Annotated in this window: 19 protein-coding genes and 1 tRNA gene; 6 read left to right on the forward strand and 14 right to left on the reverse strand. The window is 72.5% G+C overall.

Annotation, left to right across the window (positions count from 1 at the left end; all coding sequences use genetic code 11):
- Positions 1–112: 112 nt before the first annotated feature.
- The 3 genes from ACFQ87_RS11730 to metH form a co-directional block, all read right to left on the reverse strand.
- Positions 113–1,732: an ABC transporter substrate-binding protein gene (locus ACFQ87_RS11730; protein WP_380610490.1), complete on the reverse strand. Its 1,620-nt coding sequence runs from the start codon at positions 1,730–1,732 to the stop codon at positions 113–115.
- Positions 1,733–1,992: 260 nt separating this feature from the next.
- On the reverse strand, positions 1,993–2,697 hold the full coding sequence (locus tag ACFQ87_RS11735) for an HAD family hydrolase (RefSeq protein WP_380610491.1): 705 nt from the start codon (positions 2,695–2,697) through the stop codon (positions 1,993–1,995).
- Positions 2,698–2,850: 153 nt separating this feature from the next.
- Positions 2,851–6,360, reverse strand: coding sequence for a methionine synthase (gene metH, locus ACFQ87_RS11740; protein ID WP_380610492.1), 3,510 nt, complete (start codon positions 6,358–6,360; stop codon positions 2,851–2,853).
- A 142-nt stretch (positions 6,361–6,502) separates the two neighbouring features.
- Here metH and ACFQ87_RS11745 point away from each other — a divergent pair, with 142 nt between their 5' ends.
- The gene (locus ACFQ87_RS11745) at positions 6,503–7,600 is read left to right on the forward strand and encodes a hypothetical protein (RefSeq protein WP_380610493.1); all 1,098 of its coding nucleotides are present in this window, start codon (positions 6,503–6,505) and stop codon (positions 7,598–7,600) included.
- Positions 7,601–7,622: 22 nt separating this feature from the next.
- On the opposite strand, the gene ACFQ87_RS11750 is transcribed toward ACFQ87_RS11745, so the two are convergent.
- The gene (locus ACFQ87_RS11750; protein WP_380610494.1) at positions 7,623–8,138 is read right to left on the reverse strand and encodes an SRPBCC domain-containing protein; all 516 of its coding nucleotides are present in this window, start codon (positions 8,136–8,138) and stop codon (positions 7,623–7,625) included.
- 355 nt (positions 8,139–8,493) lie between these two features.
- Between ACFQ87_RS11750 and ACFQ87_RS11755 the strand changes: the two genes are divergently transcribed.
- Positions 8,494–9,447, forward strand: coding sequence for a PAC2 family protein (locus tag ACFQ87_RS11755; RefSeq protein ID WP_380610496.1), 954 nt, complete (start codon positions 8,494–8,496; stop codon positions 9,445–9,447).
- 95 nt (positions 9,448–9,542) lie between these two features.
- On the opposite strand, the gene mshC is transcribed toward ACFQ87_RS11755, so the two are convergent.
- The 6 genes from mshC to ACFQ87_RS11785 all read right to left on the reverse strand — a co-directional run bounded on the left by mshC (position 9,543) and on the right by ACFQ87_RS11785 (position 15,604).
- Positions 9,543–10,772 carry a cysteine--1-D-myo-inosityl 2-amino-2-deoxy-alpha-D-glucopyranoside ligase gene (mshC, locus tag ACFQ87_RS11760; RefSeq protein ID WP_380610497.1) on the reverse strand — a complete coding sequence of 410 codons (1,230 nt, stop codon included), beginning with the start codon at positions 10,770–10,772 and terminating at the stop codon, positions 9,543–9,545.
- Positions 10,773–11,118: 346 nt separating this feature from the next.
- Positions 11,119–12,048: an AraC family transcriptional regulator gene (locus tag ACFQ87_RS11765; RefSeq protein ID WP_380610498.1), complete on the reverse strand. Its 930-nt coding sequence runs from the start codon at positions 12,046–12,048 to the stop codon at positions 11,119–11,121.
- A 78-nt stretch (positions 12,049–12,126) separates the two neighbouring features.
- A complete protein-coding gene (locus tag ACFQ87_RS11770; RefSeq protein WP_380610613.1) occupies positions 12,127–12,912 on the reverse strand; it encodes an SCO1664 family protein in 786 nt (261 codons plus the stop codon).
- Positions 12,913–12,968: 56 nt separating this feature from the next.
- Positions 12,969–13,535: a DUF3090 domain-containing protein gene (locus ACFQ87_RS11775; RefSeq protein WP_380610500.1), complete on the reverse strand. Its 567-nt coding sequence runs from the start codon at positions 13,533–13,535 to the stop codon at positions 12,969–12,971.
- Between the two features lie 224 nt (positions 13,536–13,759).
- Positions 13,760–14,452 (reverse strand): histidine phosphatase family protein, encoded by a 693-nt coding sequence (locus ACFQ87_RS11780; RefSeq protein WP_380610501.1) that lies wholly within the window; start codon positions 14,450–14,452, stop codon positions 13,760–13,762.
- 105 nt (positions 14,453–14,557) lie between these two features.
- Positions 14,558–15,604 carry an LLM class F420-dependent oxidoreductase gene (locus tag ACFQ87_RS11785; RefSeq protein WP_380610502.1) on the reverse strand — a complete coding sequence of 349 codons (1,047 nt, stop codon included), beginning with the start codon at positions 15,602–15,604 and terminating at the stop codon, positions 14,558–14,560.
- 287 nt (positions 15,605–15,891) lie between these two features.
- Between ACFQ87_RS11785 and ACFQ87_RS11790 the strand changes: the two genes are divergently transcribed.
- On the forward strand, positions 15,892–16,872 hold the full coding sequence (locus ACFQ87_RS11790) for an aldo/keto reductase (protein ID WP_380610503.1): 981 nt from the start codon (positions 15,892–15,894) through the stop codon (positions 16,870–16,872).
- Between the two features lie 59 nt (positions 16,873–16,931).
- Positions 16,932–19,064 carry a helix-hairpin-helix domain-containing protein gene (locus ACFQ87_RS11795; protein WP_380610504.1) on the forward strand — a complete coding sequence of 711 codons (2,133 nt, stop codon included), beginning with the start codon at positions 16,932–16,934 and terminating at the stop codon, positions 19,062–19,064.
- 73 nt (positions 19,065–19,137) lie between these two features.
- On the opposite strand, the gene ACFQ87_RS11800 is transcribed toward ACFQ87_RS11795, so the two are convergent.
- Positions 19,138–19,737 (reverse strand): hypothetical protein, encoded by a 600-nt coding sequence (locus tag ACFQ87_RS11800; protein ID WP_380610505.1) that lies wholly within the window; start codon positions 19,735–19,737, stop codon positions 19,138–19,140.
- A 362-nt stretch (positions 19,738–20,099) separates the two neighbouring features.
- Here ACFQ87_RS11800 and ACFQ87_RS11805 point away from each other — a divergent pair, with 362 nt between their 5' ends.
- Complete coding sequence (locus tag ACFQ87_RS11805; RefSeq protein ID WP_033350848.1) at positions 20,100–20,309, forward strand: DUF5703 family protein; 210 nt, start codon at positions 20,100–20,102, stop codon at positions 20,307–20,309.
- Positions 20,310–20,442: 133 nt separating this feature from the next.
- Here ACFQ87_RS11805 and ACFQ87_RS11810 read toward each other — a convergent pair whose 3' ends face one another.
- From ACFQ87_RS11810 to ACFQ87_RS11820, 3 genes are all read right to left on the reverse strand, one after another.
- Positions 20,443–21,288, reverse strand: a complete 846-nt coding sequence (locus tag ACFQ87_RS11810; RefSeq protein WP_380610506.1) for a chaplin — start codon at positions 21,286–21,288, stop codon at positions 20,443–20,445.
- A gap of 300 nt (positions 21,289–21,588) precedes the next feature.
- Positions 21,589–21,834, reverse strand: a complete 246-nt coding sequence (locus ACFQ87_RS11815) for a chaplin (protein WP_380610507.1) — start codon at positions 21,832–21,834, stop codon at positions 21,589–21,591.
- Positions 21,835–22,082: 248 nt separating this feature from the next.
- Complete coding sequence (locus tag ACFQ87_RS11820) at positions 22,083–23,414, reverse strand: M20/M25/M40 family metallo-hydrolase (protein ID WP_380610508.1); 1,332 nt, start codon at positions 23,412–23,414, stop codon at positions 22,083–22,085.
- A 291-nt stretch (positions 23,415–23,705) separates the two neighbouring features.
- On the opposite strand from ACFQ87_RS11820, the gene ACFQ87_RS11825 reads away from it, so the two are divergent.
- Positions 23,706–23,793 (forward strand) — tRNA-Leu (locus ACFQ87_RS11825).
- The last annotated feature ends 90 nt before the right edge of the window (positions 23,794–23,883 follow it).

Here is a 23,883-nt window from a genome sequence, read left to right on the forward strand (position 1 = left end):
CAGCTCAGTGGCCGGAGGATAAGGGGGGAAGGGGGGGGAAAGCGGGACTCCTCCCCTCCCCCCCCCCCCCCAGAGCGAGGGGGGACCCCCCCCCCCCGCCGTACGCGGTGCGCTACTTGTTGTTGCGGCCGATCTCCCAGAAGCGGAAGACGCCGGTGGAGTCGACGGTCGACTCGACGCCGGTGACGTACGGCTTCGCGGCGTAGAAGGCCTTGTTCTGGAACAGCGGGATCATCGGCACGTTGTCGACGAGGATGCTCTGGACCTGGTTGTAGGTCGCGACCGCGGCGCCGCGGTCGGCCTGCTTGAGTCCCTCCAGGAGCAGCTTCTGGCTGATCCGCGGGTCGTCCCAACCGGTGTGGAAGATGCTGCCCCCGGTGACCAGCGGCGCGATGAAGTTGTCCGGGTCCGGGTAGTCCGCGGCCCAGGCGACGAGGTACGCCTGGTACTTGCCCTCGCTCCTGCCCTTCTGGTAGGCCCCCGGGTCGGACTCCACCTGAGCCGTCACCTGGAAGAGGCCACCGGCCTCCAGCTGCTTCTTCAGCGTGTCGATCTCGGAGTTGCCGGTGCGCGAGCGACCCGAGGTGAGGGTGAGCTTGACCGGCAGGGGGACCTTGGCGGCGGTGAGGTACGCCTTGGCCTTGCTGACGTCCTGGTCGCCGTACTTGTCGTAGAAGGCGGTGTTGTGGCCGGTGACGCCGGTCGGGACCATCGAGTACAACGGCTCGACGGTCCGCGCGAAGACGTCGCGGGCGAGCGCCTTCCGGTCGATCAGCTGGGCGGCGGCCTGACGGACGGCGACGTTGCCGGTGGTCTCGTCCTTGGTGTTGAAGGCGATGAAGCTGGCATCGGAGCTCGAACCCTCGACGACGTTGAGGTCGGTCTTGCCGCCCTGCTGGTCGGAGAGGAGCTGCGAGGCGGTGTTGGGTTCCAGGCTGTTGTCGGTGAGATCGACGTCCCCCTTGTCCAGCGCGTCCTTCAGGTCGCTGGCCTTGTCGAAGTACCGCACGGTGAACTTGCTGTTCTGCAGCTTGGCGCCGCCGGCGTACTTGTCGTTGGGGGTCAGGACGGCCTTGGCCAGGACCTTGGCACCGCCGCCTTCGGGGGTCATGGTCTCGATCGAGTCGAACTTGTACGGGCCGGAACCGACGATCTTCTCGTTGTCGAGCAGCTTGTCGGCGGGGAAGACCTGGTGGTCCACGATGGCGCCGGCCGGGGTCGCCAGCTTGGCCGGCAGGGTCGCGTCGGCCGTCGAGAGCTGGAAGACCACCTCGTTGTCGCCCTTGGCCTCGACCGACTTGATCGTGTCCAGCAGGCCGGCCGGGCCGTTCGGGTCCTTGATCTTCTTGGTGCGCTCGATCGAGTACACGACGTCGGCGGCCGTGAGCGGATGGCCGTTGGAGAACTTCTGACCGGGGCGGAGGACGCAGCGGTACTGGGTGGCGTCGCCGCCGGTGAACTCGCAGGACTGCGCGGCGTCCGGGGCCGGGTTGCTGGCGGCGGCGGGGAAGGTGAGCAGCGACTGGTAGGTGTTGCTCAGCAGCAGCCACGCGCCGGAGTCGTAGGCGCCGGCCGGGTCCAGGACACTGGTGAGGCCCCGGGTGCCCATGGTGATCGACTTGCCGCCGCTGTCCCCCTTGACGGCGTCGGTGACCGATCCGCAGCCGGCCACCGTCACGGCGACCAGACCGGCGCAGCCGAGTGCTGCCAGGCGTTCAGCTGAAGTCTTCACGGGAGCGTCCTTCTGGGTGTCGCGAACCCGAGTAGCGTGCCATATCGAACACACACGACCGATACCTGTGCAGATGACGTTTGGGACACGGTGATTCGGGGCACCGCCGCGCGCCCGACAAGTTGTCAGCCAATGCCCGTTTTCTCCCCGGGTAACCCCGGGTTGCGGCCCCGCCGGGGCCCTTACCCGCGAGTAGGCTCGGGGTGCAATGAGATGACAATCACACTCAAATGACGCTCAGCCGAACCCGCCCGCGCCCGTCACACCCGCGAGGCGACCAGCGAGCGCAGCAGTTCGAGGTCGACCTGCTCCAGCGAGGGCAGCACCAGCCGCCCGGAGGCCGGCTCGATCGGCGCCACCGAGGGCACCGCGATCACCGGGCAGCCGGCCGCCTCGCCCGCGCGCACCCCGGTCGGGGTGTCCTCGATCACCACGCAGCGGGCCGGCTCCGCGCCCAGCCGCCGGGCCGCCTCCAGGTACGGGTCCGGGAACGGCTTGGTGCGCGGCACCTCGTCCCCGCCGATGGTGAAGGCGAAGCGCTCGGCGCCCAGCGAGCGCAGCACGATGTCGATGACGTGCCGGTGCGAGGCGGACACCAGCGCGGCCGGGACGCCGTGCGCGGCGAGGGTGTTGAGCAGCCGCTCGGCCCCCGGCATGAGCGGCACGCCGCCGGCCAGCAGGTCGACGAAGCGCTGGTTGACCAGCACGCCCAGGTCGGTCGGGGCGATGTCCACCCCGGTCCGGGCGACCAGGTAGTCCATCACCCGGGTCATCGGGCCGCCGACCACGTGGGCCCGGTCCCGCTCGTCCAGCTGGTGGCCCAGCTCGGCGAAGAGCGTGACCTCGGCCTGCCACCAGAAGTCCTCGGTGTCCACCAACGTGCCGTCCATGTCCAGCAGCACCGCCTGCAGGCCGCGGCCGTCCCCGTGGTCGAGCGCCAGGGCGGCGGTGGAGCTGGTGGTCATGGCGGGTCCTTCCGTCGGTACCCCGCGGAGCGTCCCTGAACGTCCTTCGGGGATGGCACGGGCCGGCCCGCTGGTGAGCGGACCGGCCCGTTCAGGATCATCAAGGATACGCCCGGTTCGTCGGAAAAGAGCGAACGGAGAAGGACGCGTGGATTACCGCGCGTTGAAGTACTTCGCCTCCGGGTGGTGGATCACGATCGCGTCGGTGGACTGCTCCGGGTGCAGCTGGAACTCCTCGGAGAGCACCACGCCGATCCGCTCGGGCCTCAGCAGCTCGGCGATCTTGGCGCGGTCCTCCAGCTCGGGGCAGGCCCCGTAGCCGAGCGAGAAGCGGGCGCCCCGGTACTTGAGCGCGAACATGTCCTTGACGTCCTGCGGGTCCTCGCCGGAGAAGCCCAGCTCGAAGCGGACCCGGGCGTGCCAGAACTCGGCCAGCGCCTCGGCCAGCTGCACCGAGAGGCCGTGCAGCTCCAGGTAGTCGCGGTAGGAGTTCCCGGCGAACAGCTCGTTGGCCGCCTCCGAGATCCGGTTGCCCATGGTGACCACCTGCAGGCCGACCACGTCCCGCACGCCGGACTCCTCCGGGCGGAAGAAGTCCGCCAGGCAGAGTCGGCGCCCTCGGCGCTGGCGCGGGAAGGTGAAGCGGGTGCGCTCGGTGCCGTCCTCGTGGAAGACGATCAGGTCGTCGCCCTTGGAGTTGGCCGGGTAGTAGCCGTAGACCACGGCCGCCTCCAGCCAGCCCTCGGTCTGCAGCCGGTCCAGCCAGGCCCGCAGCCGCGGCCGCCCCTCGGTCTCCACCAGCTCCTCGTACGACGGCCCCTCGCCGGTGCGGGCGGCCTTCAGGCCCCACTGGCCCTTGAACAGCGCGTCCTCGTCCAGCCAGGAGGCGTAGTCGGCGAACGGGATGCCCTTGACGATCCGGTCGCCCCAGAACGGCGGGGTGGGCACGGTGTTGTCCAGGGCCACGTCCGAGCGGATCTGGCCCAGGTTGACCTCGGGCTCCGGCTCCTCCACCTCGACCCGGGCATGCCGGCGCTGCTTGAGCTCCGGCAGGGTCGCGCCGGGCACGCCGCGCTTGACCGCGATCAGCGCGTCCATCAGCCGCAGGCCCTCGAAGGCGTCCCGGGCGTAGCGGACCTCGCCCTCGTAGATCTCGTGCAGGTCCTGCTCGACGTAGGCGCGGGTGAGGGCGGCGCCGCCGAGGATCACCGGGTAGGAGGAGGCCAGCTTGCGCTGGTTCAGCTCCTCCAGGTTCTCCTTCATGATCACGGTGGACTTCACCAGCAGGCCGGACATGCCGATCACGTCCGCGTTGTGCTCCCGCGCGGCGTCCAGGATCGCCGCGACCGGCTGCTTGATGCCCAGGTTGACCACGTTGTAGCCGTTGTTGGACAGGATGATGTCGACCAGGTTCTTGCCGATGTCGTGGACGTCGCCCTTGACGGTGGCCAGCACGATGGTGCCCTTGCCCTCGCTGTCGGACTTCTCCATGTGCGGCTCCAGGTGGGCCACCGCGGTCTTCATCACCTCGGCGGACTGGAGCACGAACGGCAGCTGCATCTGGCCGGAGCCGAAGAGCTCGCCGACCACCTTCATGCCGGCCAGCAGGGTCTCGTTGATGATCTCCAGCGCCGGGCGCTCGGTCAGCGCCTGGTCGAGGTCGGCCTCCAGGCCGTTTCGCTCACCGTCGATGATCCGGCGCTGCAGCCGCTCCTCCAGCGGGAGCGCGGCCAGCTCCTCGGCCTTGGAGGCCTTGACCGAGGCGGTGGAGACGTTCTCGAACAGCTCCAGCAGGCGCTGCAGCGGGTCGTAGCCGTCCCGGCGGCGGTCGTAGACCAGGTCGAGGGCGGCCTCGCGCTGGTCCTCGGGGATCCGGGAGATCGGCAGGATCTTGGAGGCGTGGACGATCGCCGAGTCCAGGCCGGCCTCCACGCACTCGTGCAGGAAGACCGAGTTGAGCACCACGCGGGCGGCCGGGTTGAGGCCGAAGGAGATGTTGGACAGGCCGAGGGTGGTCTGCACGTTCGGGTGGCGGCGCTTGAGCTCGCGGATCGCCTCGATGGTCTCGATGCCGTCCCGGCGGGACTCCTCCTGGCCGGTGGCCAGGGTGAAGGTGAGGCAGTCGACCAGGATCGAGCCCTCGTCGATGCCGTAGTCGGCGGTGAGCTCGGCGATCAGCCGCTCGGCGATCTCCACCTTCTTGTCGGCGGTACGGGCCTGGCCCTGCTCGTCGATGGTCAGCGCGATCAGGCCGGCGCCGTGCTCGCGGGCCAGCGAGGCGATCTTGCCGAAGCGCGAGTCGGGGGCGTTGCCGTCCTCGTAGTTGACCGAGTTGAGCACCGCGCGGCCGCCGAGCGCCTCCAGGCCGGCCCGCAGCACGGGCGGCTCGGTGGAGTCCAGCACGATCGGCAGGGTGGAGGCGGTGGCCAGCCGGCCGGCGATCTCCTTCATGTCGGCGACGCCGTCGCGGCCGACGTAGTCCACGCACAGGTCCAGCAGGTGGGAGCCGTCCCGGATCTGGTCGCGGGCGATCTCCACGCAGGCCTGCCAGTCGCCGGCCAGCATCGACTCGCGGAACTTCTTCGAGCCGTTGGCGTTGGTGCGCTCGCCGATCGCCAGGTAAGAGGTGTCCTGGCGGAACGGCACCGCCTGGTAGAGCGAGGCGGCCGAGGGCTCCGGCTGCGGCTCGCGCGGGGCGATCGGCCGGCCCTGGACCCGCTCGACCACCTGGCGCAGGTGCTCGGGGGTGGTGCCGCAGCAGCCGCCGACCAGCGAGAGCCCGTACTCACGGGTGAACACGTCGTGTGCCTCGGCCAGTTCGGCCGGGGAGAGCGGGTAGTGGGCGCCGTCCTTGCCGAGCACCGGCAGGCCCGCGTTCGGCATACAGGACAGGCCGATCCGGGCGTTCTTGGCCAGGTAGCGCAGGTGCTCGCTCATCTCGGCCGGGCCGGTGGCGCAGTTCAGGCCGATGTAGTCGACGCCGAGCGGCTCCAGCGCGGTGAGCGCGGCGCCGATCTCGGAGCCGAGCAGCATGGTGCCGGTGGTCTCGACGGTCACCTGGACCAGCACCGGCAGGTCGAGTCCGGCCTCGGCCAGGGCGCGCTTGGAGCCGAGGATCGCGGCCTTGGTCTGCAGCAGGTCCTGGCTGGTCTCCACCAGCAGGGCGTCGGCGCCGCCGGCGATCAGGCCGGCCGCGTTCTGCTGGAAGCCGTCGCGCAGCGTCCCGTACGCGGCGTGGCCGAGGGTGGGCAGCTTGGTGCCGGGGCCGATCGAGCCGAGCACCCAGCGGGTGCGGCCGTCGACGGCGTGGGCGTCGGCCACCTCGCGGGCGATCCGGGCACCGGCCTCGGACAGCTCGAAGATGCGGTCGGCGATCTCGTACTCGCCCAGCGCGGCGAAGTTGGCGCCGAAGGTGTTGGTCTCGACGCAGTCCACGCCAACCCCGAAGTAGGCCTCGTGGACGGAGCGGACGATGTCGGGGCGGGTGATGTTCAGGACCTCGTTGCAGCCTTCGAGGTTCTGGAAGTCCTCCAGCGTCGGGTCCTGTGCCTGGAGCATGGTGCCCATCGCACCGTCGGCGACCACCACCCGGGTGGCAAGTGCTTCACGCAGCGCGTTCGCGCGGCTCTGCTGAGTGATGGACGGTTCGGCTGCAGTGGCCATGGGGCTTCTCCCTGGTGCGACGGCTGTCGGCTTTGCGAGCCCGCTTGGTCGGGCCCGCACGTCGCCAGGGTATCCGGCCGTCGGCCGGACCTGCGGGCCCATTCCGTATCCTGAGCGCTCGGCTCAAGGGGGGTTCAAGCGCGTGACCAGGTTCCGGACCACGACGAGACGCATCGGCCGGGCCCTGGTGGCTCCGCCGCGGGCACTGCGCGACCGCTGGAGGGGCTGGTCGCGGTGGCGCCGGGCCCTGCTCGCACTGGGGCTGGCGGTGGCGGTACCGGTCGCCGCCCTGGGCTCGGTGTTCATCGCGATCCGACTGCACTACACGGGTGAACCCTCCGCCGAGGCCCGCACCCGCGGCCGGGACGCCGTCTGGCTCGGCCACGCCTGGGTGGACGGCCGCAAGACCGAGGCGGACGTCGAGGCGCTGGCCCGGCAGCTGGCCGGCACCGGCGTGCGCGACCTGTACGTGCACACCGGCCCGCTGGAGCACGACGGCTCGCTGCCGGCCTCCGTCCACCCCAAGGCCCGCTGGTTCACGGAGACCGCCCACCGGGTGCTGCCCGGCGTCCGGCTGCAGGGCTGGCTGGGCGACGAGGTCAAGCCGGAGAAGGACGCCCTGGACCTGGACGACGCGCCGACCCGGGACCGGATCACCGCCTCGGCGGGCCAGGTGCTGGACCAGGGCTTCGACGGCGTGCACTTCGACATGGAGCCGATCCGCCCCGGCACGGCCGGCTGGCTGGCCCTGCTCGACCAGGTCCACCCGGTGACGGCGGCGCGCGGCGCCAAGCTCTCGGTGGCGGCCCCGCAGATCGACCCGGTGCCCGGCCTGCACACCGCCGGGATCCTGCTCACCGACCACGGCAAGTGGTGGGACCGGGCGTACTTCCGGGAGACCGCCCGCCGGGTCGACCAGATCGCGGTGATGACCTACGACACCTCGATGCCGACCGAGCCGCTGTTCGGCGGCTACGTCGCGCTGCAGACCGAGCTGGCGCTGGAGGCCACCCCGTCCGACGTCGACCTGCTGATGGGCCTGCCGTTCTTCTGGGACGACAAGTGGGGCCACCGGGGTGACGCGGAGACCGTCCCGGCGGCGGTCCGGGGCGTCCGGCTGGGCCTGGACCGCCAGGACCCGAAGCGGGCCGCCTTCGGCGTCGCGCTGTACGTGGACTTCGCCTCGACGCCGGAGAACTGGGCGGCGTACCGCAGCGGCTGGGTGGACGCCTCCCCTTAGTTCCCCCTGGTCCTACGCGGCTCTACGCCGCCATCCGGTGCGCCAGGGCGCCCAGGTAGCGGTGGACGGCGGCGTCCTCGCCGGTCAGGTAGTGCGCGACGGCGCGGCACGCCGGCGTTCGGACCTCGCCGCGCTCGGTGACGGTCAGCGAGCAGCCCGGCCCGGCCGGCGTCAGCACGTACGTCCAGGTGCCGCCGTACGGCAGGTCCGGGTCGGCGATGCCGGTCACCAAGCGGTGCGGGGCCTCGCTGTCCACCACCTCGTAGGTGGTGTGCCCGTGCCGGTCGTACTCGCGCCAGCGCGGGCGGCCGCCCACCCCGGCGGGCAGCCGCTCGACGTGGGTGAGGCCCGGGCGCCAGGCGGGGTAGAGGTCGATGTCGGTCAGCACGTCCCAGACCGCGCCGGGCGCCTGGGCCAGCTCCAGGCCGCCCTCGGTGACGTGCTCGGCCGGCAGTCGGCGCCCGGCCCGGTCCGCCGCCAGCGCGGCCCCGGCCAGCACCGCCGCCGCACCCGCGCCGATCCACAGCCATCGGTTCATCGGTCCGGCCCCTTCCGCCCGGCCCCCTCCTCCTCATCATCGCGCCGCCGCGCCCGGCGGGCACTCCGTCGCACCGCGTCGCAGGTCGGGCACCGTCCGTCCGAAATTCACGAGCTGGCGACCCGTCAGCCAACGCCGTCCGGATATCCGCTGGATCGCGGCCGCCCGCTCCCCCAGACTGTCCCGGTGCCCGGCCGCCATGCGCATCAAAGCCCGTAGGCTGGGCAGGTAGGGACCATGGAGCGAGGCGTTCCATGGGAGACGAGAGGTTCGACAGGCGGCAGCCGGCCCGTCGGCGCCCCGGCAGGCCAGCCGGGCGGTGCCGGTCCGACCGCCGACCGGAGGGAGACACTGGGTGATCGAGCTGGAAGATGTTCCCGAATTGATCGACCCGGTGATGGTCTGCGCCTTCGAGGGGTGGAACGACGCGGGCGACGCCGCCTCCGCGGCTCTGGCACATCTGGACGAGACCTGGGGCGGCAAGGTGTTCGCCGCCCTGGACGCGGAGGACTACTACGACTTCCAGGTCAACCGGCCCACGGTCTGGCTGGACGGCGGCATCCGCCGGATCACCTGGCCGACCACCCGGCTGTCGGTGATCCGGGTGACCGAGCCGACCACCCGGGACGTGGTGCTGGTCCGCGGCATCGAGCCGAGCATGCGCTGGCGCTCGTTCTGCAACGAGCTGCTCGGCTTCGCGCACGAGCTGGGCGTCGAGCTGGTGGTGATCCTGGGCGCGCTGCTCGGTGACACCCCGCACAGCCGCCCGGTCCCGGTCAGCGGAGTCACCTCCGACCCGGAGCTGGCCCGCCGGCTGGACCTGGAGGAGAGCCGGTACGAGGGCCCGACCGGGATCGTCGGGGTGCTCCAGGAGGCCTGCACGCACGCCGGGGTGCCGGCCGTGACGCTCTGGGCGGCGGTGCCGCACTACGTCGCGCAGCCGCCCAACCCCAAGGCCACCCTGGCGCTGATCAACAAGCTGGAGGACCTGCTGGACCTGCGCATCCCGCCGGGCGAGCTCGGCGAGGACGCCCGGGCCTGGCAGCTGGGCGTGGACCAGCTGGCCTCGGAGGACAGCGAGGTCGCGGAGTACGTCCAGCAGTTGGAGGAGGCGCAGGACACCGCCGAGCTGCCGGAGGCCTCCGGGGACGCCATCGCGCGCGAGTTCGAGCGCTACCTGCGCCGCCGGGAGAACGTCGGGCCGACCGGCGAGAAGCCGGTGGCCGGGCACGCGACGGCCGAGCGGCCGACCGAACCGGAGGCGCCGGGCCCGACCCGGGAGAGCCCGGACGCGGCCGAGGAGGAGTAGCCCTGCTCGCGGCCGAGGAGGAGTAGCCCTCCTCGGGTGGGCGGGAACGCCGAAGGGGCGTCAGGACACCTGGTCCTGACGCCCCTTCGTGGTCCTCAGAGCGCGACGCCCAGCAGGGCGTCCACGGTGCGGGTCACCAGGCCGGGCGCGCCGGTGTCGGTGCCGCCCTCGCTCTCCTGCTGCGCGGCCCAGCGGTCCACCGCGGCCAGCGCGGCGGGCGCGTCCAGGTCGTTCGCGAGCGCGGTACGGACCTCGGCGAGCAGCTGCTCGGCCGACGGGCCGTCCGGGCGGGAGACCGCGGCCCGCCAGCGGGCGAGGCGCTCCACGGCCTCGTCCAGGGTGTCCTTGGTCCACTCCCAGTCCGCGCGGTAGTGGTGCGAGAGCAGCGCCAGACGGATCGCCGCCGGGTCGACGCCCTCACGGCGCAGGGTGGAGACGAAGACCAGGTTGCCGCGGGACTTGGACATCTTCTTGCCGTCCAGGGCGACCATGCCGGCGTGCACGTACGCCTTGGCGTACGGGTGGGAGCCGGTGGCGACCTGGGCGTGCGAGGCGCCCATCTCGTGGTGCGGGAAGGACAGGTCGCTGCCGCCGCCCTGGATGTCGAAGGTCATGCCCAGGTACTTCAGCGCGATCGCCACGCACTCGATGTGCCAGCCGGGGCGGCCGTGGCCGAGCTCGGTGTCCCAGGCGGGCTCGCCCGGGCGGGCGGCCAGCCAGAGCAGGGCGTCCAGCGGGTTGCGCTTGCCGGGGCGGTCCGGGTCGCCGCCGCGCTCGGCGAAGACCGGGCGCATGGCCTCGCGGGTGAGGCCGGAGACCTCGCCGAAGTGGGGGTCGGAGTCGACCGAGTAGTAGATGTCCTCGTCGACCTTGTAGGCGGCACCGGAGGCCAGCAGCTTCTGGACGATCGGGACGATCCACGGGATCGACTCGACGGCGCCGACGTAGTGCGCCGGGGGGAGCAGCCGCAAGGCGGTCATGTCCTCGCGGAACAGGGCCGTCTCGCGCTCGGCCAGGGCCACCCAGTCCTGGCCGGTCTCGACCGCGCGCTGGAGCAGCGGGTCGTCGACGTCGGTCACGTTCTGGATGTACAGGACGTCGTGGCCGGCGTCCTTCCAGACGCGCTGCACCAGGTCGAACGCGTTGTAGGTGGCGGCGTGGCCCATGTGGGTCGCGTCGTAGGGGGTGATGCCGCAGACGTAGATCCGGGCGGTGCCGTCCTGCGGCACGACCTCCCGGACCGTGCCCGCTGCGGTGTCGTGGATACGAAGGGGGAGCCCCTGACCAGGCAGGGCGGGAACCTCGGAGGCGGGCCAGGCATGCATGGGATCGACTTTAACCTTGAGAACATTTGAAAGCCTAACCAGTAACAAAGATCGACTGGATTCGCTTCCTGTCGTTGCCTGAGCGCTTTCCGACTGGTAGAGCGCGTTTCGGGGGCTGGCCCGGCTTCAGGCACGGCTTCGGGCACGGCTTCGGGCACGGGTGAGCGCCCGGATCATGCCGTCGGGCGTGGGCATGCGCCGTCTCCTTCCCATGGGTTGGGGGTTGGTGTTCCCGTGGGTTGGGGGTGGGGGCGGCCCTTGCCATGGTGGGGGCATGACAAGGGCCGAAACCGGCCGGCCGTCCGTCCACGCGCGCCGGATGGGCCGCCGGTGGCCACCAGCGACGTTACGGGCCGTCCGGCGCGACCGCGATGGACATGATCCGGGGATCATGGTGATTTCCGTCGACCCGGGCCCGGAACTCCCCCGGCGTCATCCCGGTCTCCCGGCGGAAGAAACGGCAGAAGTACGCCGGATCCGCGAAGCCCGCCTCCCTGGCCACCAACCGGACGGTCAAGTCCGTGCAGGCCAACAGCCGTTTGGCCTCCAGGGTCTGCTGTCGGCGGATCAGCCCGCCCGGGGTCCGGCCGGTGGCCTGCTTGACCAGGGTCTGCAAGTGCCCCGGGGAGACGCCGAGTTCCTGGGCGGTGGAGTTCACCGAATGCCGCACCCCGCCCGGCCGGGCGATCAACCGGGCGAAGGCTGCGGCCAGTTCGGCCGGCCGCCCGGGCACCGCGGGCCGGTCATCGGGGGCGCAGGCGCGCAGCGCCCGGACGATCAGGATGTGCAGACTGGCCCGCAGCACGCCCTGGTAGCCGGGCGCCCTGGTCAGGTACTCCTGCTCCATGTCGGCGAGCAACGCGTCGATCGCCCCGGCCTGTTCGCCGAGCCCGAGGGCGGGGCGGGTGGCCAGGGCGCGCAGCGCGGCCAGGTCCTGCGGGTGGCCGAGCAGGAAGTCCTCGTTGAACAGGACAACCCGGCCGGTGAGTTCCTCGGCGTCCGCCCAGTGGTGCACCTGGCCGGGCGTGATCACGCACAACTGGGGTGGCGCCAGCGGCCGGTGGACCAGGTCCAGGACGTGGGCGCCGCGGCCGCCGGTGACCTGGACGATCTCGTAGAAGGAGTGCCGGTGGGGGAAGTTGGCACGGGAGAGCGGGCCGATCGCGTCGAAACCGCCGACGGCGAAGGGGAGCAGCGGGGGCACCGGTACCTGCAGTCGGTGCAACGGCAGGTCCGGCGTGGTTCGGGGGGTGGGGGTGGTCCGTCGCACGTCCATCGGAGCAGTGTGCGACCTGTTCCGGCAGCAGGTCCAGACCACCGGCGATTGCAGCCGTCACACCGGCGAGTAGCAGTCCTAGACCGGGGGCCAGGGGATCGCTGGCCAGTCCCGGGAGGGCAGCGGGTGCGTGCCGGAGCTGCGCAGCCCGGCCACCCGGGCCCGGGTGGCGTCCAGCTCGGCGGCGGTCAGGTGCGGGGCGAGGCGCTCGGCCAGCTCGCCGTCCAGCTGCTCGGCCAGCCGGGCCAGCACCTCCAGCGCCTCGGCGGGCAGCGGGTCGCCCGCCCAGCCCCAGAGCAGGGTGCGCAGCTTGCCCTCGGTGCTGAAGGTGACTCCGTGGTCGATGCCGTACACCCGGCCGTCCGCGGCGGGGATCAGGTGGCCGCCCTTGCGGTCGGCGTTGTTGAGCACCGCGTCCAGCACGGCCAGCCGGCGCAGCCGCCGGTCGTCGTGGTGCACCAGCAGCGCCAGCCGGCCGTCCTCGACCTCGGCCCGGACGATCGGCAGCCAGCCCTCCTCCGGGCCGTCCGGGTCCTGCAGCGCCAGCAGCGGTTCGGCCTGCGGGTCCGGCTCGACCCACAGCTGCACCATGCCGGGCCCGTGCGGCCCCTCGCGCAGCACGGTGGGTGGGATCAGCGCCCAGCCGGTCGCGGCGGACAGCTCGTACGCGGCGACCTCGCGGCCGGCCAGCGTGCCGTCCGGGAAGTCCCAGAGCGGGCGCTCGCCGGCCACCGGCTTGTAGACGGCCTGCGCGCTCAGCGAGCCGTGCTCGACCGTGCAGTACAGCGCGGCGTTGGAGGCCTCCGTGAGGCGGCCGTGCACGGCCAGTTCGCCCTGGCGCAGCAGCGCCAGGGCGGTGGGCACGTCGGCGGCGAGGGCGGCGGCGGCCGCCGGGTCGGCCTGCGGCGGGGTCTCGGTGTTCAGCGCCGGTAACCGTTCGCGCGCGGGCACAGGTGGCCCTCCGGGTCGAGCGGCAGGTTGCAGAACGGGCAGGGCTTGCGGCCGGCCGCGACCAGGTCCAGGGCGCGCTTGGCGAAGACCCGGGCCATCGCGCCGGACAGCCGCACCCGCAGCATGTCCGGGCCGTTCTCGTCGTCCCGGAAGACCGCCTCCTCACCCTCCTCCTCGTCCTCCTCGACCAGCGCCTGCGCCTCGACCACCAGACAGGCGTCCACGCTGTCCCAGGCCAGGGCCATGGTGCCGACCCGGAACTCCTGCTCCAGCGGCAGGTCCAGCGGAGCGGTGTCGAGCAGGTCCTTGGGCGCGGTGGCCGGGATCGAGGCGTCGCCGCCACTGCGCCGCAGCGCCTCGTCGAGGACCTCCTCGATCCGCTCGGCGAGCGCGGCGACCTGGGTCTTCTCCAGCAGCACGCTGGTGATCCGGCCCCGGGCGCTGGCCTGCAGGTAGAACGCCCGGGCGCCGGGCTGGCCGACGGTGCCGGCCACGAACCGTTCGGGCTGGTCGTAGAAGAAGACCTGACGGGGCACGCTCTCGCTCCGGATCGTGTCGGTCGGTGCGGATCCGCCATGGGGGATCGCGGGGTTGTCGGACTGGGCAGGTGGTCAGACGGGTCGGTCACTCATCAGTCACCCTACGACCTCCGGGCCACGGCCGGGGAGCCGAGCGGGAGGCCGGGGAGGGGTGGCACCCGCCGGTTCGGGCGGTGCCGTCGCTGGTGGGGCGCCGTTCGGGCGTCCGGGCGGGCCGCTGCTCAGGCCGTGCCGCCGACCACCGCGTCGCCGGCCGGGGTGGCCGGTGCGGCGTGGGGCCTCGGGGCGAGCGAGGAGAGGTCGCCGGTGTCGCCCATCCTCAGTACGAAGGGGCGCTGCGGGGTGTACCGGATCGCGGTGACGGAGCAGGGCTCGACGCTGATCCGCTGGAAGTGGTCCAGGTGCAGGCCGAGCGCGTCGGCCACCACCGCCTTGATCACGTCCCCGTGCGAGCAGGCGATCCAGACCGCGTCCGCGCCGTGCTCGGCGGCGATCTTCTCGTTCCACTCGCGGACCGCGCTGACCGTGCGGTGGCTCAGCTCGCGCAGCGACTCGCCGCCGGGGAAGGCAGCGGCGGCGGCGTGGTCCTGCACGGTGCGCCAGAGCGGCTCCTTGGCCAGCTCGGCCAGCGGACGACCGGTCCACTCGCCGTAGTGGCACTCCCCCAGCCGGTCGTCCTCGGCCGGCGGGGCCAGCTCGGGCCGGGCGGCCAACAACGGCTCCAGGGTCTGCCGACAGCGCTCCAGCGGGCTGCTGACGGCCTGCGCCAGCGGGATCCCGGCCAGCCGCCCGGCGAGCGCGGCGGCCTGCGCGCGCCCGGTGTCGTCCAGGTCCACGCCGGGCGTCCAACCGGCCAGGATTCCGGCGGTGTTCGCGGTCGAGCGGCCGTGGCGGACGAGCAACAGGGTGGGCATGGGGCTTAGCCTACGGCCTCCGGACGCCGTCGTGGAGCCCGGTCGCGTACCCGGGAGGTCGACGCGGCACGGCCTGGTCGCAGTGCCGCCCGACCCCGTCGGCTGTTACGCGAGGCCGGCCCGCTCCAGCGCCTCGACGCCGGTGCGCAGCGCCCGGACCCGCTCGTCCAGGGTGAAACCGGACGGCGCCAGGGTGAGCGTGGTGACGCCCGCGTCGGCGTAGGCCTGCATCCGGTCGGCGATCCGGGCGGTGTCGCCGACCAGCGAGGTGGCGTCGATCAGGTCGTGCGGGACGGCGGCCGCGGCGCCCGCGTAGTCCTTGGCCAGGTACTTCTCCTGGATCTCGTCGGCCTCCTGCTCGTAGCCCATCCGCCGGGCGAGCTGGTTGTAGAAGTTCTTCTCCTTGCTGCCCATGCCGCCGATGTAGAGCGCGGCGTAGGAGCGCTGGGCGTCGACGCCGGCCTTGATGTCCTCGCCGACCGCGATGGTGACGGTCGGGCAGAGGTCGAAGCCGTCCAGGGACTTGCCGGCCTTGGCGCGCCCGGCCTTCAGCGGGTCCAGGGAGAGCGCGGCGTGCTCGGGGGCGAAGAAGATGCCGAGCCAGCCGTCGGCGATCTCGCCGGTCTGCTCCAGGTTCTTCGGGCCGATAGCGGCGATGTACAGCGGGATGTGCTCGCGCACCGGGTGCACGGTGAGCTTGATCGGCTTGCCCGGGCCGCCCGGCAGCGGCAGGGTCCAGTGCGCACCCTCGTGCACCAGGCGCTCGCGGGACATCGCCTTGCGGATGATCTCCACGTACTCGCGGGTGCGGGCGAGCGGCTTGTCGAACTTCACGCCGTACCAGCCCTCCGAGACCTGCGGGCCGGAGACGCCGAGGCCGAGGCGGAAGCGGCCGCCGGAGAGGGTGTCCAGGGTCGCAGCGGTCATCGCGCTCATGGCCGGGGTCCGGGCCGGGATCTGGAAGATGGCCGAGCCGACGTCGATCCGCTCGGTCTTCGCGGCGACGAAGCTCAGCACCGTCGCGGCGTCCGAGCCGTACGCCTCCGCGGCCCAGCAGACCGAGTAGCCGAGCCGGTCCGCCTCCTGGGCCACCGCGATGTTGTCGGCGTCCATGCCGAGTCCCCAGTAGCCGAGGTTGATGCCGAGTCGCATGTGCCGAACCTTCCAGTCGGGTGGGATCGAGGCGAGCGTAACCGGGCACTCGCGGGACAGGCTACTGACGGGTAGTGGTGGCCTGGGTCACACGGGGACCGCCTTGAGCCGAAGGGCCCAGGAGGGCCCGGAGGCGAGCGGGCGAGTCACTGATCGTTCTGCGGGTCTACCCCCCTGCCCGCACACCGGCCGCTACGCTCAGCCGACGTGGGGAGTGCTCTCCCCACCTGCGCGTTTACAGGGCTTCCGGGGCTCCCGGGGCCATCGGCCAGTGGAGGGCCCGTCCGATGGAAATGCGTCACCTCGGCCGTACCGGCCTGCAGGTCTCCCGCCTCGGCCTCGGCACCATGACCTGGGGCCGCGACACCGACGAGCACGAGGCCGCCGAGCAGCTCAAGGAGTTCGTGGACGCGGGCGGCAACCTGGTCGACACCGCCGACGTGTACGCGGACGGCGGGGCCGAGTACCTGATCTCCCGCCTCACCGACAGCCTGGTCCCCCGCACCGAACTCGTCATCGCCACCAAGGCGGGCAGCGTCCCCGAGTCCACCCGCCGCTTCGACGGCTCCCGCGGCCACCTGCTCGCCGCCCTGGACGCCTCGCTGCGCCGACTCGGCACCGACTACGTCGACCTGTGGCAGGTGCACGCCTTCGACCCGATGACCCCGGTCGAGGAGACTCTCAGCGCCCTCGACATCGCCGTCTCCACCGGCCGCGCCCGCTACGTCGGGGTCTGCGACTTCAGCGGCTGGCAGCTCGCCAAGGCCGCCACCTGGCAGCGCGCCCACCACGGGCGGGTGCCGCTGGCCGGGGCGCAGCTGGAGTACTCGCTGCTGCAGCGCGGCCTCGAACGGGAGGCGCTGCCCGCCGCGCTGGACGCCGGGGTCGGGGTCCTGGCCGGCTCGCCGCTCGGGCGCGGGGTGCTCACCGGCAAGTACCGGCACGGCGTCCCGCAGGACTCCCGCGGCGCCTCGGCGTTCCTGTCCGGGTTCGTCCAGCCGTACCTCGGGGAGCGCTCGCGGCGGATCGTGGACGCCGTCGCCACCGCCGCCGACGGGCTGGCCAGCAGCCCGCTCGCGGTCGCGCTGGCCTGGGTCCGGGACCGCCCCGGGGTGGCCAGCGCGCTGGTCGGGGCGCGGACGGTGGCACAGCTGCAGGCGGCACTGTCAGTGGAGGCGCTTACGCTTCCGGATGAGATCCGCGGCGCGCTGGACGACATCTCGTCCCCGGTGCACCGCTACCCGGACCAGGGGTGGACCGAGCTGTGACCACCGGACCGGGTTGTCGAGCAGAACGTGCAGTGGAGTGACCTTTGGAGCGGACGACGATGAGTGACACGGGGAACGGCGCTCCGGAGGAGACCTCGGCCTCGCCGGCCGACAAGGCGGCGGCGATCGCGGAGCTGGCGGAGCGGATCCGCAGCATCGGGCCGCAGGCTTCGGGGTCGGGGGCTTCCCCGGCTTCCGGGGCTTCCTCGGCTTCCTCGACTTCGAGGCCCGCGCCGGCCTCTGAGGTCTCGGAGGCCACCGGCGGGGGCGCCCCGGCCGCTCCGGCCGTCCCGACCGCGGTGGAGCCCGACGGGCCGCGCGGCGACGCGCTCCAGGAGACCGCCCGGATCCTGACCTCCGGCGGCGCCCCGGCCGAGCTGGCGGCCGCCGCCGTGGCCGAGTTCGGCGACGGCGCCGCCGAGCGGCTGCGCACGGACCCGTGGGCGGTGCTGAGTCTGCCCGGCGTCCGCCCCGAGCACGCGGACGGCTTCGCCCGCGAGCTGCTCGGCCCGAAGGCCGAGCCGGGCGACCCGCGCCGCGCCCAGGCGCTGGTGCTGTGGCTGCTGGAGCAGGCGGCGCTGCGCGGGCACTCGGCGCTGGAGCTGGCCGAGGTGACGGCCGGGCTCGACCGGCTCCGGATGCCGGACCCGGCCGCCGCGATCCAGGCCGCCGTCGCGGACGGACGGGTGCTGCCGTTCCGGGAGGAGCTGAGCGGACCCGAGGCACACGCGGCGGGCGGCGAGGACGACGAGGCGCCGACCCGGACGCTGCTCGCGCTGGAGCGGCTGGCGATGGCGGAGGACAGCCTCGCCGAGGGACTGCTGCAGCTGATGGCCACCTTCGTGCCGGGCGAGGACGTCGAGGCGGAGGACGCCGAGGCCGAGGAGGTTCAGGCCTCGGGCGCCGAAGCCGAGGAGGCCGGAGCCCAGGAGGGCGAGGTGGAGGCCGCCGCCGACTCGGCTTCGGCGGACACCGGGGCTCCCGCCGGGTCCGCCCCGGCCGCCCCCGGCCCCACCGCCTGGGCTGCGGCCGCCGAGTCCGCGCCGTCCTCCTCGGCCACTGCGCTGATCGAGGCCGTCGCCGACAGCGCGCTGGTACTGCACACCGGCGGCGAGGCCGCCCGCGCCGAGCCCGCCGCGCTGCTCGCCGCCGCTCGGGGGCTCGGGCTTCGGGCCTGGGCCGCCACCTGGACCGACCAGGGCCGGGAGTCCTTCGCCGCGCTCGCCGGTGCGGACACCGCGGTGACCACCCTCGCCGAGCTGTTGTCCGGTGCGGCCGGCCCCGGCCGCTCCCCCGACGGCTCGCTCGCCCTGGACCTCCTGGTGGTCCTGGACGCGCCGCTGCTGGACGTCGAACTGGCCGCCACCTTGCTGGAGTCGCTCGCCGACGGCACCCGGCTGGTGCTCAGCGGCGACCCGGGCCAGCTCTGGTCGGCCGGCCCCGGCCGGTTCTTCGCCGACCTGCTGGCCGCCAAGGTCTGCCCGGCGGTCGCCTCCCGCACCCCGGACTTCGGCCCGATCGGCGAGCTGGTCTCCGGTGTCGGCATCGGCGAGCTGCAGCCGGTCGAGGCGCCGGACAAGGAGGTGGTCATCCTGACCGCCAAGGACGGCGGCGAGGCCGTCCACCGCGCCGTCCAGTTGCTCACCGACTCCATTCCGCGCGCGCTCGGCATCCCCGCCGAGCAGGTCGTGCTGCTCACCCCCGGCCACGGCGGCCCGGCCGGTACGCGTTCGCTGAACGCCGCCGCCAAGGCCCGGCTGAACCCCGGCCCCGGCCGCTTCGGCGGCTTCGACCCGGGTGACCGGGTGGTGGAGTCCCCCGCGCCCGGGATCACCCGCCCGGCCCGGGTGCTGGACGGCGACGCCACCGGGCTGCACCTGGAGTACCCGGACGGCTCGCGCCGGACCGTCCCGCCCGCGCAGGCCGGCCGACTGCGGCACGGCTGGGCGCTGACGGTCCACCAGGCACTCGGCCGGCGCTGGCCCGGGGCCGTGGTGGTGCTCCCGGAGGACGCCGGCGCGGCACTCACCCGGCAGTGGGTCTACACCGCCTTCGGGCGCGGCGAGCAGCACCTGTCGGTCGTGCACGCGGCGGGCCCGGCGCTCGCCCAGGCCGTCGCCGAGCGCCCGGCGCAGCCGCGCACCACCCGGCTGCGGGCGATCCTGGCGGAGAACGCGGCGTCGGCGTACTGATCAACGGACGTGCGAAGGGCGGGCCCGGTGCTCCCGGGCCCGCCCTTCAGGTCCTCATGCGTACGGGATCGCGTCAGTCCTCGAGGTCCTCGTCGTCGTAGACCTCGCTCACATCGAACCGGCAGATCAGCAGCTGCGGGTCGGCGTGCTCGAAGGGCTCCGGCAGCCACTCCCCCGGCTCGGTCGGTTCGGCCGCCGCGACCCAGAGCGTCGAGTCCGCCTCCTCCAGGCCGAACTCCTCACTGCGGGCGGCGATCTCGTCCGGCTCGTACTCGCCGAACAGCACGCCGATCGCGGCGTTCACCCCGCCCGCCCCGCCCGGGGTCAGCGTCTCGTCGAGCCGCTCGGCCTGGGCGCGCAGCCGCTTGGGGTCGACCACGTGGTAGTCGCGGCGGATCAGCACGCTGATCGCGTCGGGCTGTTCCGGGCCGTGGTAGCCGCCCGGTCCCTCGTCCCCGGGGATCTCGAAGGGGGTCACCTCGTCGTAGACCTCGTACAGGAGTTGGTCGTAGGCGATGGCCGCCGTCGCGAGCTGCTCGTAAGCGGCGGACACGGCGGGATCATCAGCTGCGTTGGGGCTTGACACCGCTTCCAGATGACGGTCGATGGCGGCCTTGACCGCCTCAGCGGCGGCGCGTACCTCGGCAATGGTGGGCTGCGCGGCATCAGACATGGTGCAGACGCTATCTCCCCTCGGTGTCGCTACGCACAGCGGTTGTCACCTACACCCGCGATTTCACCGCAACTTCCCCCCTGATGTCCGATCCGGTCCGTTCTGTCCCCCACCGGACCGGCGCGGGCCGGGCGCAGAGGGCGCGCGGCCGGCCCGACGGGGCTGTTCGGGTGCCGCTTCGCGCGCCGGTATCGGGGTATCCACTCCACAGGAGCAACAGGACTGATGCACTGTCAGCCGAGCGTCCGGGCCGCAGGCCGTCGAACCGCCGCTTCCGCACGGGAGGTCGGCCGGAAATACCCGGGCCGAGTGTCCGGGGCAGGCCGTAGGCTTGCGAGCAGATGATCCCCAGGAGGAGCGTTTTGACCCCACCGAAGCCGGTCCGGCAGCCGGAGTACGAGTACCAGTCGCTGCGCATGCCGCGCGGCACCACGCGCAACGCGGCGCGCCAACTGCTCACCGAGCACGCCGAGTACGGGCACTGGGAGCTCGACCGGCTGAGGCTGTTCCCCGACGGCAGCCGGACGGTCCGGCTGAAGCGGCGGATCATCCGGCAGGTCCGGAGCTGGTGACGGGCGGGGCCTCCCGCCCTGCGGGGCCTGCGGAGGATTCACGCCGAGCGTTCACGCACCTGCGGCCGCCCGATGGACGGGCGGCCGCAGGTGTTTCGTTCCGTCTACCGCTGCAGCCCAGCGGTCGGGGTGCTCAGCGGGCGCCGGCGCGGGCGCGGCGGTAGAGCACGCCGCCGCCGAGCAGCAGCGCGAGCCCCGCGGCTCCGAGCACCTCGACACCGCCGGCGCCGGTGGAGGCCAGCTGGCTGCCCGCGGCGCTCTGCGCGACGGGGGCGGCCGGGGCACTGGTCCGGGCCGCGGCTGGAACGGCCTGGGTGCCGGTGTTGCTGCTCACCGGGGCGGCGGCCGGGGTGCTCGGGGTGCTGCCGGCGGACGAGCCGCCGCCCCGCGGGCCGCCCGAACCGGTCTCGCCGGTCGACGGCGGGGTGGAGGGGGTGGTGCCCTCGGGGGGGCAGTCGTCGGTCGGCTTCGGGGCGGGCTGCGCCACGTTGCCGCAAGAGTTGCCGAAGGCCGGGTTGCCGACGCCGGCCACGTTCACCGAATTGCCGCAGGCGTTGACCGGGACGTGCACCGGGGCCTGGACGCTGTTGCCGGAGACCACCCCGGGCGAGTTGGCCGCGACACCACTGGCGGAGGCGCCCGAGGCGGAGGGGCCCCGGCTGGCGCCGGTGCTGGAGCTGTCGCCACCACCGGGCCGCCCGGTCTGGCCGGGCTGCGATGCCGTGTGGTGGCCGGTGCTGACGTTGGCGCAGCGGTTGCCGAACGACGGGTTCAGCGCGCCGATCACGTCGACGGTGTTGCCGCAGGCGTTGATCGGCACCTCGACCGGCACCTGCACCGAGTTCCCCGAGGCGACGCCCGGCGAGCCCACCGCACTTCCCTGCGCCTCGGCGCCCGCGTAGGCGTAGCCGGCCGTCGAGGCCAGCACGCTACCGGTGGCCACGGCGGTGAGGATCCCCTTCTTGGCTACATTCCTCATGTTTTCCCCTGACGTATCGAGACGGCGTGGCGACCTTGACGTGCACCTTATAGAAGTCGGAATTTCCGTATATCCGGAAATCACGCAAGGTCTTCGACTGCACAGGAGTTAACGAGTGACCAACGGCGAGGTTGGGCCAAACAAACCGGCTTCACCCGAACGAGTGATCACAGCCCCAATCGTTGCCAAGCCGCCCGACCGGGCACCCGCCGGACACCCGAAGGCCCCCGGTGCGGCGCGTCCGCCGCCCGGGGGCCGGAGTGAGTCGGCTCAACGGGCCTCAGCGGCCCGGAGGTTGGCTCAGAAGTTGGCGCAGTGGTTGCCGAACGCCGGGTTCAGCACGCCGATCACACTGACGGTGTTGCCACACACGTTCACCGGGACGTGGACCGGAATCTGGACCTGGTTGCCCGCGACGACGCCCGGGGAGCCCGCGGCCACACCCTCGGCACCGGCACCGCCGTGAGCGGACGCCACACCGGCGACGGCGAGCACCAGGCCACCGGCGGCGGCGGTGACAGCGGCGATCTTCTTGACCTTCATCATTCCTCCTGTACGGACAACGCAACCCGTTCGGCGGGCTGCACAGGAATGAACGACGCTGCGGCAAACGGGGTACGGAACGGATTTGCCATTCACTCGCAACGGTGAGGCTTCGCACAGACAAGCGGCGCGGAATTGCATAGGAGAATCGTTTCTGTTGATCTCCCTACGCCCATCCCACAATCATGCGCTCGGACAATGCGCCCGGCCCACCCCCGGAACCCCGGGAGCGGGCCGACCCAGTCGTCTGATCAGCAGGCGTCGATGAAGCGGTCCAGCACCCGGACCCCGAACTTCAGCCCGTCCACCGGCACCCGCTCGTCCACGCCGTGGAACATCCCGGCGAAGTCCAGCTCCGGCGGCAGCTGCAGCGGCGCGAAGCCGAAGCAGCGGATGCCGAGGTCCTGGAAGGACTTGGCGTCCGTACCGCCCGACAGGCAGTACGGCACCGCGCGGGCGATCGGGTCCTCCGCACGCAGGGCGCTCTGCATCGCCTCGACCAGCGAGCCGTCGAAGCTGGTCTCGATCGCCCGGTCCGTGTGCAGGCTCTCCCGCTTCACGCGCGGACCGAGCACGCTGTCCAGCTCGGCCAGGAACTCCTCCTCGTAGCCGGGCAGGAAGCGCCCGTCCACGTGCGCGGTGGCCTGACCGGGGATCACGTTCACCTTGTAGCCGGCGCCGAGCATGGTCGGCTGGGCGGTGTTGCGCAGCGTGGTGCCGATCATCTTGGCGATGCCGCCGAGCACGCGCAGTGTCTCGTCCATGTTCTCCGGGTCCAGCTCGACCCCGAGGGCGTCGGACAGCTCGTCCAGGAAGGCCCGGACGGTCTTGGTGATCCGCAGCGGGAACTTGTGCCGGCCGAGCCGGGCGACCGCCTCGCACAGCTCGGTGATCGCGTTGTCGTCGTTCTCCATCGAGCCGTGACCGGCCCGGCCCTCGACCGTCAGGCGCATCCAGTGCATGCCCTTCTCGGCCGTCTCCACCAGGTACAGGCGCACCTGGTCGTTGACCGTGAAGGAGAAGCCGCCGACTTCGCCGATGCCCTCGGTCACGCCCTCGAACAGCTCCGGGTGCTTGTCCACGAGGAAGCGCGCACCGTAGGTGCCGCCCGCCTCCTCGTCGGCGAGGAAGGCCAGCACGATGTCGCGCGGGGGCTTGCGACCGGTGCGCAGCCGGTCGCGGATGACCGCGAGGGTCATCGCGTCCATGTCCTTCATGTCGACCGCGCCGCGGCCCCAGACGCAGCCGTCCGCGATCTCGCCGCCGAAGGGGTCGTACGTCCAGTCCGCGGCGTTGGCCGGCACCACGTCGGTGTGGCCGTGGATCAGCAGGCCGGGACGGGACCGGTCCTCGCCCTCGATCCGGACCACGGTCGAGGCCCGGCCCTTGGCCGATTCGAAGATCTGCGGCTCGATCCCGAACTCGGCGAGCTGCTCGGCCACGTACTCGGCCGCCTTGCGCTCACCCGGCCCGGACCCGTCCCCGTAGTTGCTGGTGTCGATCCGGATCAGATCGCGACAGATCTCGGCGACCTCCGACTCAGCCGTCACCTTCGGCGCCGCCGACTCGCTCCGCTCGCTCACGGTCACTCCTCGTCTTGGGCCCGCACCGACGCACCAGCGCGCCACCCCCAGGACCTGCACCCGGGCCGTACGAGCACGTCCGCCCATCCTCCCCCAGCCCTCGATCCCGATCCACCCCCCGCAGAGCCCCGAAACCCCCTGGTCACGCCACCGCCACACACCTCCCCTTGTCCCCGCCACCAGCCCCGCTCCCCCGCCCGGAGCCGTTTTGGGAGCTCAAGCCGATCTTTGCTACAGTTACATCTGTCAGCGCGACGGACGAGAGATCGGAAGCCGCGAGGACGACACCCGGTCCGGGTGGCGGAATGGCAGACGCGCTAGCTTGAGGTGCTAGTGCCCTTTATCGGGCGTGGGGGTTCAAGTCCCCCCTCGGACACCAGTCGAAGGGCCCCTGTTCATCAGGGGCCCTTCGCTTTGCATCAGGAGCGGGGCCCCGCCGGGGAGGAGAGGGACCACTTTTGCTGGGTGA

This window comes from Kitasatospora sp. NPDC056531, from assembly GCF_042794375.1.
In the GTDB taxonomy this organism is placed as follows: domain Bacteria; phylum Actinomycetota; class Actinomycetes; order Streptomycetales; family Streptomycetaceae; genus Kitasatospora.